Below are 17,648 nucleotides of genomic sequence, written 5' to 3'. Positions count from 1 at the left end.
CCTCATCCGATGTTCGTGGGTGTACTCCGTCTCCGTCTCGATATCGTCGGGGCCCGCTCCCTCAAGGACAAGCGCAGCGTGGTGCGCTCCTTGAAGGAGCGGGCGCAGGGCCGGATGCGCGTTTCGATCGCCGAGGTCGGCGTGCTCGACGATCCGAGGCGGGCGACGCTCGGCGTCGCGGTCGTCTCGAACTCGTCGGTCATGTGCGACAAGGTCCTCGCGGACGTGGCGGCGATGGCGGGGTCGCTGCCGCACGCCGTCCTCACGGATCGGGCGACCGAGATCGTGCCGTTCGGCGATGGAGGCGCTGGGGTGCAGGGCGGCATCGAGCAGGCGCTCGGCCGTGACGATGGAGATCTGGGAGCGTCCTCGGACATGTTCGAGGACGCAGAGGACGACGAATGAGCGGCGTGGTGAAGCGGGCGACGCGGGTCGCCGAGCGGCTCCGTGAGGACCTGTCCAACCTGCTCCGGGATCTGCGTGACCCGCGGATCGCCGGCGTGCTCGTGTCGCGCGTGGAGATCACCGACGACCTGCAGAGCGCGAAGGTCCACGTGCGCCACGAGTTCGGCGCGGAGGACGCAGCGGCGCGCCGCGCCCTGCTCAAGGGGCTGGAGGCGGCGTCGGGCCGGCTGCGCAGGGACGTCGCCCGCACGATGGGGCTTCGCGTGGTGCCGACGCTGCGCTTCTTCTACGACGAGGGTCCCGACGCCGAGCGGCGGATCGAGGAGCTGCTCCGAGAGATCAAGGACGCCTCGGGCGGCGAGCGCTAGCGCGGGGTCGAGCGGCGCGCGGCCGAAGCTCGGCGGCGATCAACGCGAGATGAGCCGCTCGATCGCCTGCGCGGGCTCGAGGTCGAAGCGCCACGGTCCCAACCTCGTCGGGGCGTCGAGCGCCACCTTCAGCGCGCCGAGGAACTCGCGCCGCGGCCACTCCACGGCGCCGAATCGCTCCAGGTGGTCGGTGTACACCTGGCAGTCCACCAGCGCGAAGTCCCAGGCGACGAGGTTCCCGAGGAGCGTCGCGAACGCGACCTTCGAGGCGTCGGGCGCGCGCGCGAACATCGACTCGCCGAAGAACATCCGCCCCAGCGACACGCCGTAGAGGCCGCCGACGAGCTCGCCGTTCGACCACGCCTCGATGCTGTGCGCGACCCCGGCGGCGTGCAGCGCCGTGTAGCCGGCGATGAGCTCCTCGGTGATCCACGTGCCGTTCTGCCCAGGGCGCGGCGCGGCGCTGCAGGCCTGCATGACCCGCTCGAACGCCGTATCGGTCCGCACCTCGAGCTCGCCCCGGCGCACCCGCTTGCGCAGCGAGTGCGGGACGTGCGCCTCGCGCGGCGGCAGGACGAAGCGCGGATCCGGGGAGAACCAGAGCAGCGGCAGCCCCTCGTGAGGCCAGGGGAAGATGCCCCGCCGGTAGCCGGCCAGCAGCCGCTCCGGCGAGGCCTCGCCGCCCACGGCCACGATCCCCTCCGGGGTCGCGCGCTCTGGCGGAGGGAAGTCGAGCTTGCTCGTGAGCACCGGGACCCGCATCGCTGTGGGATCGAATCCTCCCAAAAGAGCGCGCCGTTGCAAAGCGTCGCCCGCCGCGCGCTCAGGAGGCGCACAGGTAGTCGGAGCCCTCGACGAAGCCGCGCGCCGCGAGGTGGCCGCGGATGAGCGCGCGCGCCCCCCGCGCCCCCACGGCGACGACGAGGGTCTCTGCGCCGCGCTCCAGCCGCGACGGGTCGACGATCGGCGCGCCCTGCGCGATCCGGCCGATCTTGCGCGGATCGATGTCCACGAACCGCGCGGGCGCCACGCCGTTCCGGGCGAGCGCCCTCGCCAGCCGCCGGCCTGTCTTTCCCGCGCCCCACACGGCCACCGGGCGCGCTGGGCCGAGCTTCCTCGCGAGGTAGTGCGCCTTTGCCTCGAGGAACCGCGCGATCGCGTACCGCGGATCGGCGAAGGTGGCGCGCCCCTCGCGGTGCCGCCAGCGCAGGCCGAGCTCCGGGAGCTTCGCCATCCGCGCGCCCGCGGCGTCGAGGCGCAGCCACAGGTCGTAGTCCTCGGCCCACGGGACCTCCCGGAACCCGCCGACCTGCTCCAGCGCGCTCCGCCGCAGCATCACCGAGGGGTGGCACAGCGGGGACTCCACGAACATCTCCCGCGCGTGGTCCTCCGGGGTGAGGATCGAGTTCAGCCAGTCGACGTAGCGCAGCATGCCCTCGCCGATCGGCCCGGCAGCGAACGCCTCGACGCGGGCCCCGACGACGCCGAGCCGCGGATCCCGGAGGAGCGTCTCCGCTTGTCGCGCGAGCCGCTCGCCGACCGAGATATCGTCGCCATCCATGCGGGCGAGGAGCTCGCCGCGCGCTGCCTCCGCCGCGCGCGAGAGCGCCTGCGCGATCCCCACGCCGCCCGTCGCGATCTGGAGGACGCGGCGATCGCGCTGCGCGACGCGCGCGACCCTGGCTGGGCCGCCGTCCGTCGACCCGTCGTCCACGGCGACCACCTCCAGGTCGACCGCGCGCTCGGCGAGCACGCTCTCCAGCGCCTCCTCGATCGTCGCTTCCGCCTGCCGGTACGGGAGCAAGACGGAGACGAGCGGCGCCACGCGGAGACCATGGCGGCGCGCCCGCGCAGCGTCCACAAGAACGGGCGCGGACGCCTAGCGCTTCTTGAAGTCGCCGAGGTGCGTGATGTACCAGCGGCCCTGCCACGAGATGATCGTGTGGACGTCCAGGCTCGCCGGCTTCCCGTCGATCTCGTAGTTCAGCTTGCCGTGAAAAGAGCGGTAATAGCCGATCTTGTTGACCTCGTCCCCCGGAGGCACCCACGTCGGCTTGGAGCCCACCACGAAGCCGACGAACCGCGCCCCCTCCCAGCTCTTGCGCTTCCGATGCATCGACTTCACGTCGTTCACGTAAGCGGCGTGGAGGTTGTCCCAGTACTTGCCGGGGTCCTTCACGTCCTTGAGCGGGATGAACGGCTCCTTGGGGAACCAGAAGGACTCGGCCAGCGCCGGCTCCTTCTTCACGATGGCGTCGAACAACGCCCTGGCTCGCGCCGTGAGCTCCTCGCTCTCGAGCGCCGGCAGGATCTTGTTGTCCACGCGGGCAGATGTCGTGGCGCTGGGGTCGGCGCCTGCGCTGGGCTCCGCTCCTGGGCCGGGCGATGCGTCGGCCGCGGGTGCGTCGGCGGCCGCGCGATCGCCCCCGTCCTGCCGCGGCTCCGGCGCGCTTGCGTCTTCCGGGCGAGGCGCTGATGCCACCTCAGCCGCGCTGGCGCCTGCCATCGCTGCTGCCGTCGTCGGCGCGGCGCCGACCGAGGAGGGCCGGGCGCTCTCGGCTGGCCGGGCATCGGGCGCCGGGGTGGGCGCCGCGCAACCCGCCACGACGGCCAGCGCGGTCGCGATGACCTGCTTGATCATGCGCGTGCCCTATCGCAGCGCCCCGGCGCCGACAAGCGACGCCGAGGCGCGGACGGATGCGGGCCCGCCCGGCGGCGGACCTGGCTCACTTCTCCACGATGATGAACTGAACGCGCCTGTTCTTGGCCTTGTTCGCGGGCGTGACGTTCGGCGCGACGGGGCGATCCTGTCCGTAGCCCTTCGCGAGCAGCCGCGAGCCGTCCACGCCGGCCCGGATCAGCCAGGCGCGCACCGCGTTCGCCCGGGCCTCGCTGAGCGTCTGGTTGTGCTCACGCCCGCCCGTGTTGTCGGTGTGCCCCTGGATCTCGACCTTGCGGATGTTCGGATTCCGCTGGAGCACGTCCGCGATCTCCTCCATCAGCGCGTTCGAGTCGCCGAGGATCTTCGCCGAGTCGGTCTCGAAGTGGATCTGCCGCGAGATCTTGATCTCGTTGCCCAGCACCTTCACGAGCGAGATCTTCGGCCGCTTGTTCACCGTGAGGGCGGCGCGCGTGTCCTCGCTCGTCCGGACGTCGGCCTGGTTGACGTGGTTCATGTAGCCCTGCGCCTCGACCTTGAGCGTCACCGCGCCGGCCGGCAGGTCGGGGAAACGGAAGGCGCCGCTGCCGTCGGCCGTCGCCGTCTGCTCGCGGCCCGCAGCGTCGACCAGCCGGATCGTCGCGCCAGCGACCGCGTCCCCGCTCTCCGCGTCCTTCACCGTCCCGACGATGTTGCCCGTCTTGGGCAGCGCCTCGAGCGAGCAGTCGACGTCCACGAACGTCGGCCCCTGCGGCTGCGTCGGGCTCGGCGCAGCGCCAAGCCCTCCCGGCTGCGGACCGAAGGGACCCGGCTGTCCGGGCTGCGGGCCGAAGGGCCCAGGCTGTCCAGGTTGCGGGCCGAAGGCGCCGGGCTGCGGACCGAAAGGCCCAGGCTGTCCAGGTTGCGGGCCGAAGGCGCCGGGCTGCCCGGGTTGCGGTCCGAAAGGCCCAGGCTGTCCAGGTTGCGGGCCGAAGGCGCCGGGCTGCCCGGGTTGCGGACCGAAAGGCTCAGGCTGCCCGGGTTGCAGGCCGAAGGCGCCGGGCTGCCCGGGTTGCGGACCGAAAGGCCCAGGCTGTCCGAGTTGCGGACCGAAGGCGCCGGGCTGCCCGGGCTGCGGACCGAAAGGCCCAGGCTGCGCGCCGAACGCTCCGGGTTGCCCCGGCGCTGCCCCGCCAGGGAGGATCGTCGCCTGGCAGGTGCCGGGCTTGTACCCGTTCGCCCGGATGTTGAAGGTGTACGTCCCCGGATCGAGGTGCCGTGTGAGGAAGCGGCCGTCCGGCCCAGTCGCGTACGGCGGCTGAGCCGCGCCCTCGATCGTCACGATGGCGTCCGCCACCGCCGCGTCGGGCTTGTTCTGCTCGTGCACGAAGCCGCGCGCGAAGGTCTGCGGCGCCGGCACGAGCTGCGGCGGCTCCTTGATGATCTGCGGCGCGGGGGCCGGCGGCGGCTCCTTCTGCTTCGTATCGTACGCATAGCCAATCCCGAGATAGAGCGTCCACGGCGCCTGAGGCGCGACCTCCTCGATGAACACGGAGGTCGCCGACAGGCCGAGGTCGAACGCCGCGTGTCCTGAGAGCCCGCGGAACGCCTTCTCGAACGGCGTCACCCGCACGCCGAGCGACAGCCGCGACGGCGCCGCGGCATAACCCGGTCCGCCCTGGTTCTGCGGGTCAGGAGACGCGAAGTCGTCGAGCCCGAGGCAGACGTCGCCGCGCGACACGGTCTTCGTGTGGCACTCGTAACCCTGCCGGTTCACCGGGATGTCGAGGGTGTACTCGAGGTAAGGCTGCACCTTCGGCAGCGGCACCTCGACGCCGAGGTGGGTCTGGAAGAAGTCGACGCGGTTGATGCCGAGCCCGAACCGCTCGATCCGCGAGATCGGCTGCCGCTCGCGATCGTCCGTGAACGCCTTCGCGCGCGCCTTCTCGACCTCCTCCACGAGGACGCCGGAGTTGTCGAGCTTGTAGCCGAGGTTCACGTTCACCCGCAGCGGGAACCCCTTGCCCTGCGGCTTGCGCAGATCGAGCGACGCGAGCCCGCGGAAGACCGCGCTCGTGCCGCCGCCGGCGAGGCCGACGCTGCCGGTCCCGTTGAGCAGGAGCAGCTGCGCCTCGCCGCCGAAGGAGAACGGCTTGCCGATCTTCGTGGGGGTGAACGCCTTCACGCCGAACGTCGTGTCGCCGAGCACCTGCAGCAGCCGCGGGCGACCCTGGTCGTTCGCGTTCGCGAACGTGCGGATCGACGCGTACCCCTCGAGGAAGGGCAGGGGGGTCGCGTTCAGCGCGAAGAACGCTCCGACGTGGCTCGCCGAGTCCTCCTTCGCGTCAGGACCGCACGTGATCGGGTGACCGGCGAGCGTCGACTCCGCCGGATCGCAGAGGAAGCCGCTCGTGGAGAACCAGTCGAGCAGGAACGACACCCGGAAGGTGCCCGGCGCGCCCGAGCCCGCGTACGACGTCCTGAGGAGGCCGGTCGAGCCCCACAGGTTCGGCTGCGCGGTGAGGGAGAGCGCCCGCTCCTCCTCGTCCCACGCGGTGGATGTCGGCGCCGTCGCGCTGGCCTGGAGGCCCTGATCACCGACCGACGCCTGCGCGCCGAAAGAGACGCTCCCGTCCGGCGGCGGTTGGCCCGGCTGCGGCCCGAACTGCGGCGGAGCGTCGCCCGGAAACCCCGGTTGCGGCCCGAACTGCGGCGGAGCATCGCCAGGAAAGCCCGGCTGCGGCCCGAAGGGGCCGGGCTGACCGGGCTGCGGCCCGAAGGGACCGGGCTGACCGGGCTGCGGCCCGAAGGGGCCGGGCTGCGCGGGAGGTTGCTCGGGCCCGAAAGCGCCGGGCGGCTGCGCGGGCTGGCCTGGAATCGGCTGCGGTCCGAAGGGCGGCTGCGCGGGCTGGCCTGGAATCGGCTGCGGTCCGAAGGGCGGCTGCGGCTGCTGCGCCTCGGCAGCGCCCGCGAGCGTGAGCGAGCCGACGAGCGGCAGCGCCGTGAGCGCAGCGCGCCGGGGCCTGTCGGCAAACACCTTCCGAAGCGTATGCATCGAGCCTCACCCGCGAGGTCGAACAAGGAAACGCCCGCCAATCGGGACGGTGGAGACCTCGCGCGCGGCCCGTTGTATCACTCCGGGCGGCGCGTGAAACAGCGGTTTTCGCTGGCAGCAGCTCCGCGACAGGCGCGCCGCACGGCTCGATAAGTACGGCATCCCCGCGCGGTGACGCCGAGCCTTTCGGCCTTCTCCGCGCGAGGCACGGCGCCGCGCCGCCGCGCGGGCGCCTCGGTCGCAAACGTGCTCGACCAGAGCGCCCGCGGTCCGCGCCGCCGCTCGGCCGGGGCCGAGCAGCCGTCCAATTCCGCGGACGCGCATGCTAGGAAAGCCATCACCATGGCATCCCGCGGGCGCATCCTGATCGTCGACGACGAGGCCAACGCGCGCGCGGCGCTCTCGGAGATCCTCCGCGAGGAGGGGTACACGACCGAGACAGCGGCCGACGGCTTCAAGGCGCTCGGCAAGCTCGAGGAGTTCGCGCCCGACGTGGTCCTGACCGATCTGAAGATGCCTGGGCTCGACGGCATCCGGATGATGGAGAAGGCGCAGCTCGCGCTGCCGGACGCGACCTTCGTCGTCATGACGGCGTTCGGCACCATCTCGAGCGCGGTCGAGGCGGTGAAGAAGGGCGCGTACAACTACCTGACGAAGCCGCTCGATTTCTCGGTGCTCGCGGTCGTTGTCGAGCGCGCGGTGGAGCGGGCGCGGCTCCTCCAGGAGAACTCGCGGCTGCGCGAGCGGCTCCGCGAGCGCAACGCGTTCGGGCACGTGATCGCGAGCCACCCGAGCATGGCGAAGGTCCTCCGGCTGGTCGAGCAGGTGGCGCCGAGCCGCGCGAGCGTGCTGATCGTGGGCGAGACGGGCACGGGCAAGGAGCTCATCGCCGAGATGATCCACCGCGCCAGCCCGCGGGCGAAGGCGCCGCTCGTCCGGCTGAACTGCGCCGCGCTGAGCGAGTCGCTCCTCGAGAGCGAGCTGTTCGGCCACGAGCGCGGCGCCTTCACCGGCGCCATCGGACGCCGCGAGGGCCGCTTCGAGCAGGCGAGCGGCGGCACCCTGTTCCTGGACGAGGTGAGCGAGATCCCGCTCGCCACGCAGGTGAAGCTCCTGCGCTTCCTGCAGGAGCGGACGTTCGAGCGGGTGGGCGGCAATGAGACGCTCAAGATCGACGTGCGGATCCTCGCCGCGTCGAACCGCGATCTGCGCCAGCGCATCGCCGAGGGGGTGTTCCGCGAGGACCTCTATTACCGGCTCAACGTCGTTACCCTGGAGATCCCGCCGCTCCGCGAGCGCCGGAGCGACATCCCCGAGCTCGCGACGTTCTTCCTCGGCCGCTACGCGCAGGAGAACGGCAAGCGGATCGAGGGCTTCACCGACGAGGCGCTGTCGGCGCTGACGTCCTACTCGTTCCCCGGCAACGTGCGCGAGCTGGAGAACGCGATCGAGCGGGCCGCGGTGCTCTGCGACGGCGCGCGCATCGAGCTCCGGCACCTGCCGGCGCAGATGTCGTCCGAGCCGGCCGAGTCCGTCGACGCGATGCCGCGCGTCCCCGGGAGCACCATCTACGACCTGGAGCGCTACGCGATCCTGCGCACGCTCGAGGCGTGCAAGGGCTCGACCTCGAAGGCCGCGACGATCCTCGGGATCAGCCCGCGCAAGATCCAGTACAAGCTGCACGAGTACAGCGCGGCCAACGCGCGCGGCCGGGCGCGGCCGGCAGACGGCGCGCCGGGCGAGAGCCCCGAGGGGGAGGAGGGCGCATGAGCAACGCAGCCGAGCGCATCGTCGAGCCGCGGGACCGGGGTGCCGCGCCGGCCAGCTCCGTCGAGGAAGGGGCGCCGGAGGGCGAGCTGCTGATCGACGTCCGCGGCCTCCTGAAGACGTTCCGGGTGGGCTTCTTGCGCCGGAGGGCGGTCGAGGCGGTCAAGGGGGTGAGCTTCGACGTCCGGCGCGGCGAGATCTTCGGCTTTCTCGGGCCGAACGGGGCCGGCAAGACGACGACGATCAAGATGCTGACGGGCCTCATCGCCCCGACCGGCGGCGAGGCGTACCTGTTCGGCGCGCGCGTGCCGTCGCCCGAGGCGCGCCGGAAGATCGGCTTTCTGCCGGAGAACCCGTACGTCTACCCCTACCTCACCCCGCGCGAGTTCGTGGAGCTCTGCGGTCGCCTCTCCGGGATGCGCGGCGCGGCGCTGCGCAGGCGGGCGATGGAGGTGCTCGATCAGGTGAAGATCGCGTACGCGGCGGATCGGCAGGTGCGCCGGCTGTCGAAGGGGATGCTGCAGCGCACGGGGCTGGCGGCCGCGCTGGTCGCCGATCCGGAGATGCTGATCCTCGACGAGCCCATGAGCGGCCTCGATCCGGTCGGCCGCAAGGAGGTGCGCGATCTCATCTTCGCGGAGCGCGATCAGGGCCGGACGATCTTCTTCTCGACGCACATCCTGAGCGACGTCGAGGCGATGTGCGATCGCGTGGCGATCCTGCGCGAGGGCCAGGTGGTGGTGAGCGGCGCGATCCGCCAGCTGCTGCGGGGCGACGTGCTGCGCACCGAGGTCACGCTGGCGGGCGCGAGCGAAGGCCTCCTCGCCGATCTCGTCGCGAAGGGCTTCGCGACCACGCGCCGAGGCGACGTCGTCGTGGTCGACGTGGAGGGCGAGGCGCGCGTGCGCGACGTGCTGCGCGCGTCGCTCGCGGCGGGCGCGCAGGTCGTCGAGGTCGCGCCGCGCCGCGAGACGCTGGAGGACCTCTTCATGCGCCGCGCCCTGTAGCCAGCCCCGGGGCCTCCCTAAGACAGCGGTAGGCCCCCGGAGAGGGTGTCCTCTGCGCGGGGTGGGGGATGGGCCGATGTTTGAGGCGCCCCCATGGATCATCCGGCATCGCCGGATGATCCATGGGGGCGCCGAGTTCGGCGGGGCCCCCACCCCGCGCAGAGGACACCCTCTCCGGGGGCCGGGCAGCCCTGGCTACGCCGATGCCCCAGCGACGTCCTGCTTGGCCGCCTCGATGATCTCGAGCGCGTACGCCCCGATGGTCGACGCGTCCTCGCCCTCGACCATGACGCGGAGCTTCGGCTCCGTCCCGCTCCAGCGCACGAGGATGCGCCCCTTGTCGCCCAGCGTCTTCTCGATGCGATCCACGGTGACCCGCGTCCGCTGCATGCTGTCGAGCGGCAGCCGCGTCGCGAACGTCGCGTTCTCCAGGACCTGAGGCACCCGCTGCATCGCCTTCGAGGCGAGCTCGCTCAGCGGCTTGTCCTCCTCCATCATGATGGCGAGCACCTGCAGCGCCGCCACGATGCCGTCGCCCGTCGTCGCGTGGTCCAGGAAGATGAGGTGCCCCGACTGCTCGCCGCCGAACGAGTAGCCCCCGTTCCGCATCGCCTCGACGACGTAGCGATCCCCGACCGCCGTGCGGACGACGTGCCCGCTCTGGGCCTTGAGCGCCCGCTCGAGCCCGAGGTTCGACATCACCGTCGTCACGATCGTGTTCCGCGGCAGCTTGCCGGTGCGCAGCATCCGGAGCGCGCAGAGCGCCATGATCGCGTCGCCGTCCACGACCTCGCCGCGCTCGTCGACCATGATCACCCGGTCCGCGTCGCCGTCGAGCGCGATGCCGATGGCCGCGCCGCGCTTGAGCACCTCGGCCTTCACGTGCTCCGGGTGCAGGGCGCCGGTCTCGCGGTTGATGTTGCGGCCGTTCGGCTTCACGCCGAGCGACGTCACGTTCGCGCCGAGCTCGGTGAACACCGAGGGGGCCACGCGGTACGCCGCCCCGTGCGCCGCGTCGACGACGATCTTCACGCCGTCCAGCGAGAGCGCCGCGGGGAACGTGTTCTTGCAGAACACGACGTACCGCCCGCGCGCGTCGTCGAGCTTCACCGCGCTGCCGATCGCCGCCCCGACCACCCGCGCCTCGTCGAGCTCGTGGCTCTCCATGAGCCGCTCGATCTCCTCCTCCGCGGTGTCGGGCAGCTTGTAGCCGTCGGGCCCGAAGATCTTGATGCCGTTGTCCTGATACGGGTTATGGCTCGCGCTGATCACGACCCCGGCGTCGGCCCGCATGCTCTGCGTGATTTGCGCGACCGCCGGCGTGGGGATCGGCCCGCTCAGCATCACGCGCCCGCCCATGGCGCACACGCCGGACGCGATCGCGGTCTCGAGCATGTAGCCGGACAGGCGCGTGTCCTTCCCGATCACCACCCGCACCTGCCGCGACTTCCCGTGGCTCGCGACGAACGCGATCGCGCGCCCGAGCCGCAGCGCCATCTCGGGCGTCATCGGCGGCTGGTTCGCCACGCCGCGCACCCCGTCGGTGCCGAAGAGCTTGCGGCCTGAGGCCTGCTTCTGCGGTGCGCCCGTCGCCGACGGAGCGCCCTCCCTAGGATCCTTCTTGGTGTGCTTCGGCACGGTCCCTCTCTGTGGTGTGGGGCTGAGGAGACCACCCTTAGCAACCTTTGCCAAGACGGCCTACGGCCAATCGCCGCCGCGGCGACGGTGACGCGGCCTCCATCGACGCTGCTTTTGTGGCGTGGCCGCTATCGTGCCGCATCTGCGCCGTTTTGCAGCGCGGTAGCGACCGCACCGTGGTTACAGCGCGGTCGCTAACGCGCCGTGGTTACAGCGCGGTCGCTAACGCGCCGTGGTTACAGCGCGGTCGCTAACGCGCCGTGGTTACAGCGCGGTCGCTAATGCGCCGTGGTTACAGCGCGGTCGCTAACGCGCCGCTGCCGGCGGCGCCTCGTTGTTGCGCCGAGCTGCCTCGTTGCTCAGGCGCAGCAAGATCGATCCCTGCGCCGGCGTGCGCAGGTCTCGGCCCTTCGTCGTGCCCTCGCCGCCGCCTGGCGGCGGAAGGAGCGCGTTGATGAGGCCCATCAGCCTCACCGTCACCTGCGGCGCGATGCCGTGCGCCCAGCTCAGCAGGTGCGACGACAGCCCGAGCTTCACCTCGGAGCGCCCCTCGCGCGCCGCCGCCACCACCCGCCGCGCCGCGCGCCGCGCGTCGATCGTCGCGATCGGGAGCGACGAGGCAAGGCCGAACCAGCCGAACTCGTGCTGCGGGCTGCCGCCGAACGCGGCGTTGTAGATCGACCCCGTGCGCATCGGCCCCGGGATCACCGTCGTGACGCGCGGGCCCCTCGCGCCGCCGTGCGTGAGCTCCGCCTGCACGCTCTCCGAGAAGCCCATCATCGCGAACTTCGACGCGTTGTACCCGAGCAGGTGCGGTATGGCGACGCGCCCGCCGATGGACACCACGTTCACGATGCGCGCCGCGCGCCCATGCCGCCTCAGGTGCGGCAGCGCGCGCAGCGTCGCGTGGACCGCGCTCCAGAAGTTCGAGCGCATCGCCTCGTCGAGCTCCTCCACCCGGAGGTCCTGCATGGGCGCCACCTGGATCACGCCGGCGTTGTTGACGAGCACGTCGATCCGACCGAACGCCCTCGCCACGCCGTCGATGAACGCCTCGGCCGCGGCGCGGTCGCCGAGATCGCACGCCGCCGCGTGCACCTCGACGCCGAGCGCCTGCAGCCGCTGCTCCGCCCGGTAGAGCGCCTCCGCGTCGCGGCCGGCGATCGCCACCCGGGCGCCGTGCCGGCCGAACTCCTCGGCCAGCAGCAACCCCAGGCCGCGAGAGCCGCCCGTGATCACCACGACCCGGCCGCGCAGATCGAGCTGCCGCAGGGCGCGGAGCGCCGTCCGCGCGAGCGCGGCCGCCAGGAGGGCCGCCGCAGAGAAGAGCACCGGAGAACGCCGTTTCCTGAACGCCATGCCGCGGAGGACGGCATCGCCCGTGCCACCCGCCGCGCGCGGCCGGACAGCGACGCGCCTGCACATCGCGCTGCTCGCGCCCGCTTCAGAGCGTGATGACCGGATCCGCCTCGATGCCGAGCAGCGCCGAGCGCACCTCGCCGACCAGGTAGATCGAGCCGGCCACGACCACGAGCCCGCCCGGCGCGGCGGCCTCGATCGCGCGCGCCACCGCGGCGCGCGGATCGCCGATCATCTCGCCCGGCGCGACCCCGCGCAGCGCGTCGAGCGGGGCGGCCGCGCGGCCCTTCGGCGTCACATAGAGCCGACGGTGCGCTCGTGGCGCGAGCACCTGTAGCATTTCGCCCCACCCCTTGTCGGCCATCGCCCCGAACACGAGCGTGGTGATCGCCGCCCCCGGACCCTCCTGGTCGAGCCATGCCGCGAGCGCCTGCGCGCCGTGCGGGTTGTGCGCACAGTCGAGCAGGACACGGGCGCCGCCCGCGTCGATCCGCTCCAGGCGACCGGGCCAGCGGGCCGCGGCGAGCCCACCCGCGAGCGCCCGCTCGACCTCGGGCCACCGCCCGGCGAGCTGCCACGCGATGCCGCACGCCACGCCCGCGTTCTCGACCTGGTGCGCGCCGCGGAGGCCGAGCTCCACCTCGATCTCGCGGCGCCCCGGCCCGGCGACGCGCGCCGCGCCCGCCCCGCGCCCGCCGCGCCCCACCGCGATCTCGCCCGCGCTCCCGCCGCGCTCCGTCGCCGCGACGCGGAGGCGAGGCCCGGCGCCGATCGCCTGCGCTGCCGCCTCGATCGCGGCGTCGGCCTCCGGATCGAGGGGGCCGAGCACCGCGGGCGCGCCCGCCTTGAGGATGCCCGCCTTCTCCCGGGCGATGTCCGTCAGCGTCGGGCCGAGCACGGCCTGGTGGTCGAGCGCGATCGACGTGATCGCGGTGCAGAGCGGCGCCGAGATCACGTTCGTCGCGTCGAGCCGCCCGCCGAGGCCCACCTCGAGGATCGCGAGGTCGACGTCCGCCTCGCGGAAGGCCACGAACGCGGCGACCGTCAGCGCCTCGAAGAACGTGAGCGGCGAGGGGACACGCTCGAGCGCCGCGGCGAGCGCGCGCTCGAGCGCCGCGTCGCCGATCATCTCTCCCCCCACGCGGATGCGCTCGGCGAAGCGAGACAGGTGCGGCGACGTGTACAGGCCGGTCCGGAGCCCGGCCTCGCGCGCGATCGACTCGACCATCGCGCACACGCTGCCCTTGCCGTTCGTGCCGGCGACGTGCACCGCCGGGAGGCCTTCGTGGGGATCGCCGAGCGCGGCGAGCGCCTCGCGGACCCGGCCGAGCCCGAGCTCCATCCCCCGCGGCGCCCGCTGCCCGAGCGCCTCGAGCAGCGCGGGCAGCCGCGGCGCCGCCGAGGTCATCGCCGCGCCCGGCGGCTGGCCGTGAGGTGCTGGAGCAGCGTCCCGATGTACGCCTTCATCTCGGGGCGCGGGACGATGGCGTCGACCATCCCGTGGTCGAGCAGGAACTCGGACCGCTGGAAGCCCGCAGGCAGCGTCTGCCGGATCGTGTTCTCGATGACCCGCGGGCCGGCGAAGCCGATGAGCGCCTTGGGCTCGGCGATGTTCGCGTCGCCCAGGAAGGCGAAGCTCGCCGCGACGCCGCCCGTCGTCGGGTGGAGCAGCACCGACAGGAACGGCAGCCGCGCCTTGCGGTACCGCTCGAGCGCCGCCACGCTCTTCGCCATCTGCATCAGCGAGAGGATGCCCTCCTGCATCCGCGCGCCGCCCGACGCCTGGAGGAGCACCACCGGGAGCTCCTCGCGCGTCGCGCGCTCGAACAGGCGGGTGATCTTCTCGCCGACGACCGAGCCCATGCTCCCGCCCATGAAGGCGAAGACGAACGCGCCGTAGGCGATGTCGCGGCCGCCCAGCCTGCCGCGGCCGATCTCGATCGCCTCCTTCGCGCGGCCCTTCTTGTGGAGCGCCGCGACGCGGTCCCGGTAGCTCTTGCCGTCGCTGAACCGGAGCGGATCGTTCGGGACGAGGTGCTCGTCCCACGCGGCGAGCTCGCCGTCGTCGAGCAGGAGCCTCCGCCACCCGTCGGCGTCGAGCTTGTGGTGGTGGCCGCACTGCGAGCACACCTCGAAGGTGCGCGCGAGCTCGGCGGCGTCGTGCGTGTGCGAGCAGCCGTCGCAGCGACGGAACACGCCCGCTCCCAGCGAGCGCTTCTCGCTCGCGTCGGTCGTCGGCAGGGTCTTTTCAGGCCAGGTCATCGGCGAGCCCTCAGGCGCTCCGCAGGTCCATCTCGTTCACGTCGGAGGGGACCCGGAGCGTTGGTTGTGTCTTCTCCTGCACCTCTCGGGCGCTCACGCCGGGCGCGAGCTCGCGCAGCACGAGCCCCTCGGGCGTCACATCGAGCACGGCGAGATCGGTGATGATCCGGTGGACGACGCCCCGCCCGGTGAGGGGCAGCGCGCACTCGTTCAGGATCTTCGGCGCGCCGTTCTTCGCCGCGTGATCCATGATCACGACGACGCGCTTCGCGCTCACCACGAGATCCATCGCCCCGCCCATCCCCTTCACCATCTTGCCGGGGATCATCCAGTTGGCGAGATCGCCCTTCTCGGAGACCTCCATGGCCCCGAGGATCGCGAGGTCGATGTGGCCGCCCCGGATCTGCGCGAACGACTCGGCGCTCGAGAAGATCGCGGAGCCGGCGAGCATCGTCACGGTCTCCTTGCCGGCGTTGATGAGATCCGGATCCTCCGCGCCCTCGGCCGGGTAAGGCCCGATGCCGAGCAGCCCGTTCTCGCTCTGGAGCACCACCTCGACCCCGGCCGGGATGTAGTTGGCGACGAGCGTCGGCATCCCGATGCCGAGGTTGACGTAGTAGCCGTCCTTGAGCTCCAGCGCGGCGCGCTGCGCGATCTGTTCCCGCGTGAGTCCCATCGTGTCCCCTGTCCCCGCGCCTAGGCGGCCGACGCCTTGCGCACCGTCCGCCGCTCGATCCGCTTCTCGAAGCGCTCGCCCTGGAAGATCCGGTGCACGAAGATCCCGGGCGTGTGGATGTGGTCCGGGTCGAGCGAGCCGACGTCGACGAGCTCCTCCACCTCGGCGATCGTCACCTTCGCGGCCATCGCCATCATCGGGTTGAAGTTCATGGCGGTGTGGCGGTAGACGAGGTTGCCGAACCGGTCGCCCTTCCAGGCCTTCACGAGCGCGTAGTCGCCCCGGATGGCGGGCTCGAGCACGTAGTCGCGGCCGTCGAACTTTCGCACTTCCTTCTTCTCGGAGTACCTCTTCACCGCGCCGTCCGGGCCATAGAGCACGGGCAGCCCGCCCTCGCTGATGGCCGTGCCCGCACCGGTCGGGGTGTAGAACGCAGGGATCCCGGCGCCTCCGGCGCGGATGCGCTCGGCCAGCGTGCCCTGCGGCGTGAGCTCGACCTCGAGTTCGCCGCTCAGGTACTGGCGCTCGAACTCCTTGTTCTCGCCGACGTACGACGAGATCATCTTCCGGATCTGCCGGTTCTGAAGGAGGATCCCGAGGCCGAAGGCGTCGACTCCGCAGTTGTTGGACACGACCACGAGATCCTTCGTGCCGAGCTGCCGGAGCGCCGCGATGCAGTTCTCCGGGATGCCGCAGAGGCCGAAGCCGCCCGAGAGGATCGTGGCGCCGCCAGGGATGTCCCTCACGGCGTCCAGCGCGCTCTTGTAGACCTTGTCCATGGCCGACCGAGAGGTAGCCCAACTGGCCGCGAGGCAAAAGCCTCCGCTGCCGCCGCGAGATGCCGTGGCGCCGGCGCCGCAGCGCGGCACAGGGGCCGGGCGGCGCCGGCCGCGGCGCGGCGTCACGAGGTGATCCGCGCTCCTCGGCCGCGCTTCCGGCGGGCCACGGGAACCTCTCGTGTGTCCGGGGTGCATGAGGCGCGCGTGGCGTCCGCCAGCGCTCGTTCACCGCACTTGCCAGCGCACATTCGGCGCGCGCTCGGCGCACGTCTCGGGAGCGGCCCGCGGAGGGCGCGGCCAGGCGGCGCCGGCTTCTTGGCCCGGCCCGCCGAAACCCCGTAACGCACCGGTGTGCCTCGACCGCTCTCCGTGCTGTTCACGATCCTGGCGCTCTCCCTGTCCGGCTCCCAGACGGCCGCCGCGGCGCCGGATGCGCCGGCGCGCTCACACGCGCGCCCCACCGCGGAAGCAAAGCCGCGGGACGCCGCTGCCGCCAAGGCGCGCGGGGCGACGAAGCGCGCGCCGCGCGCGCGGCTCGCGAAGGACGACAGCAAGGGCCACCGCCCCCGCGCCGGCGACGCGGGCCCGCGATCGTCCGGGCCGGCCAGGGAGAAGGCCGCGCCCCAGGCGCCCGCCTCGTCGGTCGGCCATCCCAACGAAGGGCGCCTCGAGGGCGGCGTGCGGCTCGACACCTCGCGCAAGGACATCCGCGTCGTGCCCGCCTACGCCGGCGCCGACGTCCGCTGGGGGCTACCGGCGCTCGTCGGCATGATCGAGCGCGCGGCGCGCGGCGTGGCCAAGCGCTTCCCGGGCGCCGTGCTCGACGTCGGGGACCTCTCGCGCCAGCGCGGCGGCGAGGTCCACCGCCACAATTCCCACGAGAGCGGCCGCGACGTCGACCTCGGCCTCTACGCGCTCGACGCGCGCGGCAAGCAGGTCCACGCGCCGATCTTCCTCCGGTTCGACGCCCGGCTCGCCTCGACGAACGTGCCCGGGGCGCGCTTCGACCTGCCGCGCAACTGGCTGCTCGTCCAGCACCTGCTCACCGATCCTCGCGCCCGCGTGAGCCACATCTTCATCGCCGATCCGCTCCGGTCCGCGCTGATCGCCCACGCCAAGCGGATCGGCGTCTCCCGCGCGCTGATCGTCCGCGCGCAGCTCGCGATGATGCAGCCCACGGGCGCCGAGTCGCACGACGACCACATGCACGTGCGCATCTCCTGCCCCTCGGCCATGCGCGGCAGCTGCATCGAGCTCGCGAAGAACGCCCCTTCCCGCGCCCGCGCGCGCATGGCGAGGAAGACGGACAGGGCGCTCCGGACGCCGTCACCGTCCGCGCGCCCGGAGGCCGCGCGCCCGCCGAAGGCCGCCGCGGCGCCCGCGCCGGAGCGGCCCCGCGAGGCCGGCGCCGGCCGGCGCGACCCGGCGCAGCCCTCGCGCCGCGACGACAAGCGACCTGAACGGGAAGCGCGCCGCGCCGCCCCGCACGCCGCTGCGGACGCCGAGGCGCTGCCGCTCGCCGCCACGCGCGCGGCGGCGCAGCAGCCCATGGGCGGCCTCGATCTGTCGTTCCTGCGTCCCGCTGCGTCCGAGGCGGAGATCGAGGCCGATTCGGACGGCGCCGACGCGAGCGGCGCGCTCGACGACAGCGGAGCGCTCAAGATCACGGACTGAGATCCTCCGCGCGCCGTTCA

Annotated in this window: 15 protein-coding genes; 5 read left to right on the top strand and 10 right to left on the bottom strand. The window is 72.6% G+C overall.

Annotation, left to right across the window (positions count from 1 at the left end):
* The first annotated feature begins 9 nt into the window (after nt 1-9).
* Together WMF45_RS32330 and rbfA are read left to right on the top strand one after the other, a co-directional pair.
* Nucleotides 10-405 carry a DUF503 domain-containing protein gene (locus tag WMF45_RS32330; RefSeq protein ID WP_437542711.1) on the top strand — a complete coding sequence of 132 codons (396 nt, stop codon included), beginning with the start codon at nt 10-12 and terminating at the stop codon, nt 403-405.
* Nucleotides 402-773, top strand: a complete 372-nt coding sequence (gene rbfA, locus WMF45_RS32325) for a 30S ribosome-binding factor RbfA (protein ID WP_437708893.1) — start codon at nt 402-404, stop codon at nt 771-773. The genes WMF45_RS32330 and rbfA overlap by 4 nt, the downstream gene beginning before the upstream one ends.
* Nucleotides 774-812: 39 nt before the next feature.
* Here rbfA and aat read toward each other — a convergent pair whose 3' ends face one another.
* From aat to WMF45_RS32305, 4 genes are all read right to left on the bottom strand, one after another.
* On the bottom strand, nt 813-1,535 hold the full coding sequence (aat, locus tag WMF45_RS32320) for a leucyl/phenylalanyl-tRNA--protein transferase (RefSeq protein ID WP_437708892.1): 723 nt from the start codon (nt 1,533-1,535) through the stop codon (nt 813-815).
* Between the two features lie 61 nt (nt 1,536-1,596).
* A complete protein-coding gene (locus WMF45_RS32315; RefSeq protein WP_437708891.1) occupies nt 1,597-2,598 on the bottom strand; it encodes a glycosyltransferase in 1,002 nt (333 codons plus the stop codon).
* Nucleotides 2,599-2,652: 54 nt separating this feature from the next.
* Nucleotides 2,653-3,414 (bottom strand): hypothetical protein, encoded by a 762-nt coding sequence (locus tag WMF45_RS32310; protein ID WP_437708890.1) that lies wholly within the window; start codon nt 3,412-3,414, stop codon nt 2,653-2,655.
* Between the two features lie 85 nt (nt 3,415-3,499).
* Nucleotides 3,500-6,466 carry a carboxypeptidase regulatory-like domain-containing protein gene (locus tag WMF45_RS32305; RefSeq protein ID WP_437708889.1) on the bottom strand — a complete coding sequence of 989 codons (2,967 nt, stop codon included), beginning with the start codon at nt 6,464-6,466 and terminating at the stop codon, nt 3,500-3,502.
* A gap of 342 nt (nt 6,467-6,808) precedes the next feature.
* On the opposite strand from WMF45_RS32305, the gene WMF45_RS32300 reads away from it, so the two are divergent.
* A complete protein-coding gene (locus WMF45_RS32300; RefSeq protein WP_437708888.1) occupies nt 6,809-8,236 on the top strand; it encodes a sigma-54-dependent transcriptional regulator in 1,428 nt (475 codons plus the stop codon).
* Nucleotides 8,233-9,240, top strand: a complete 1,008-nt coding sequence (locus WMF45_RS32295) for an ABC transporter ATP-binding protein (protein WP_437708887.1) — start codon at nt 8,233-8,235, stop codon at nt 9,238-9,240. Before WMF45_RS32300 ends, WMF45_RS32295 begins: the two co-directional genes overlap by 4 nt.
* A gap of 195 nt (nt 9,241-9,435) precedes the next feature.
* On the opposite strand, the gene glmM is transcribed toward WMF45_RS32295, so the two are convergent.
* The 6 genes from glmM to WMF45_RS32265 form a co-directional block, all read right to left on the bottom strand.
* Nucleotides 9,436-10,878 (bottom strand): phosphoglucosamine mutase, encoded by a 1,443-nt coding sequence (gene glmM / locus WMF45_RS32290; protein ID WP_437708886.1) that lies wholly within the window; start codon nt 10,876-10,878, stop codon nt 9,436-9,438.
* Between the two features lie 306 nt (nt 10,879-11,184).
* Nucleotides 11,185-12,237, bottom strand: coding sequence for an SDR family NAD(P)-dependent oxidoreductase (locus WMF45_RS32285; protein WP_437708885.1), 1,053 nt, complete (start codon nt 12,235-12,237; stop codon nt 11,185-11,187).
* 85 nt (nt 12,238-12,322) lie between these two features.
* Complete coding sequence (locus WMF45_RS32280; protein WP_437708884.1) at nt 12,323-13,645, bottom strand: bifunctional folylpolyglutamate synthase/dihydrofolate synthase; 1,323 nt, start codon at nt 13,643-13,645, stop codon at nt 12,323-12,325.
* Nucleotides 13,642-14,499 (bottom strand): acetyl-CoA carboxylase, carboxyltransferase subunit beta, encoded by an 858-nt coding sequence (gene accD / locus WMF45_RS32275; RefSeq protein ID WP_437293688.1) that lies wholly within the window; start codon nt 14,497-14,499, stop codon nt 13,642-13,644. Before accD ends, WMF45_RS32280 begins: the two co-directional genes overlap by 4 nt.
* A 10-nt stretch (nt 14,500-14,509) precedes the next feature.
* Entirely contained in the window at nt 14,510-15,175 is a 666-nt protein-coding gene (locus WMF45_RS32270) for a CoA transferase subunit B (RefSeq protein ID WP_437708883.1), read from the bottom strand.
* Between the two features lie 20 nt (nt 15,176-15,195).
* Nucleotides 15,196-15,954, bottom strand: a complete 759-nt coding sequence (locus WMF45_RS32265; protein WP_437542683.1) for a CoA transferase subunit A — start codon at nt 15,952-15,954, stop codon at nt 15,196-15,198.
* Between the two features lie 351 nt (nt 15,955-16,305).
* On the opposite strand from WMF45_RS32265, the gene WMF45_RS32260 reads away from it, so the two are divergent.
* Nucleotides 16,306-17,628 carry a penicillin-insensitive murein endopeptidase gene (locus tag WMF45_RS32260; RefSeq protein WP_437708882.1) on the top strand — a complete coding sequence of 441 codons (1,323 nt, stop codon included), beginning with the start codon at nt 16,306-16,308 and terminating at the stop codon, nt 17,626-17,628.
* Nucleotides 17,629-17,648: the final 20 nt, after the last annotated feature.

The sequence above is a fragment of the Sorangium sp. So ce448 genome, assembly GCF_051520915.1.
Classification (GTDB): domain Bacteria; phylum Myxococcota_A; class Polyangia; order Polyangiales; family Polyangiaceae; genus Sorangium; species Sorangium cellulosum_B.
This window is presented reverse-complemented; position numbering and strand designations above follow the sequence as displayed.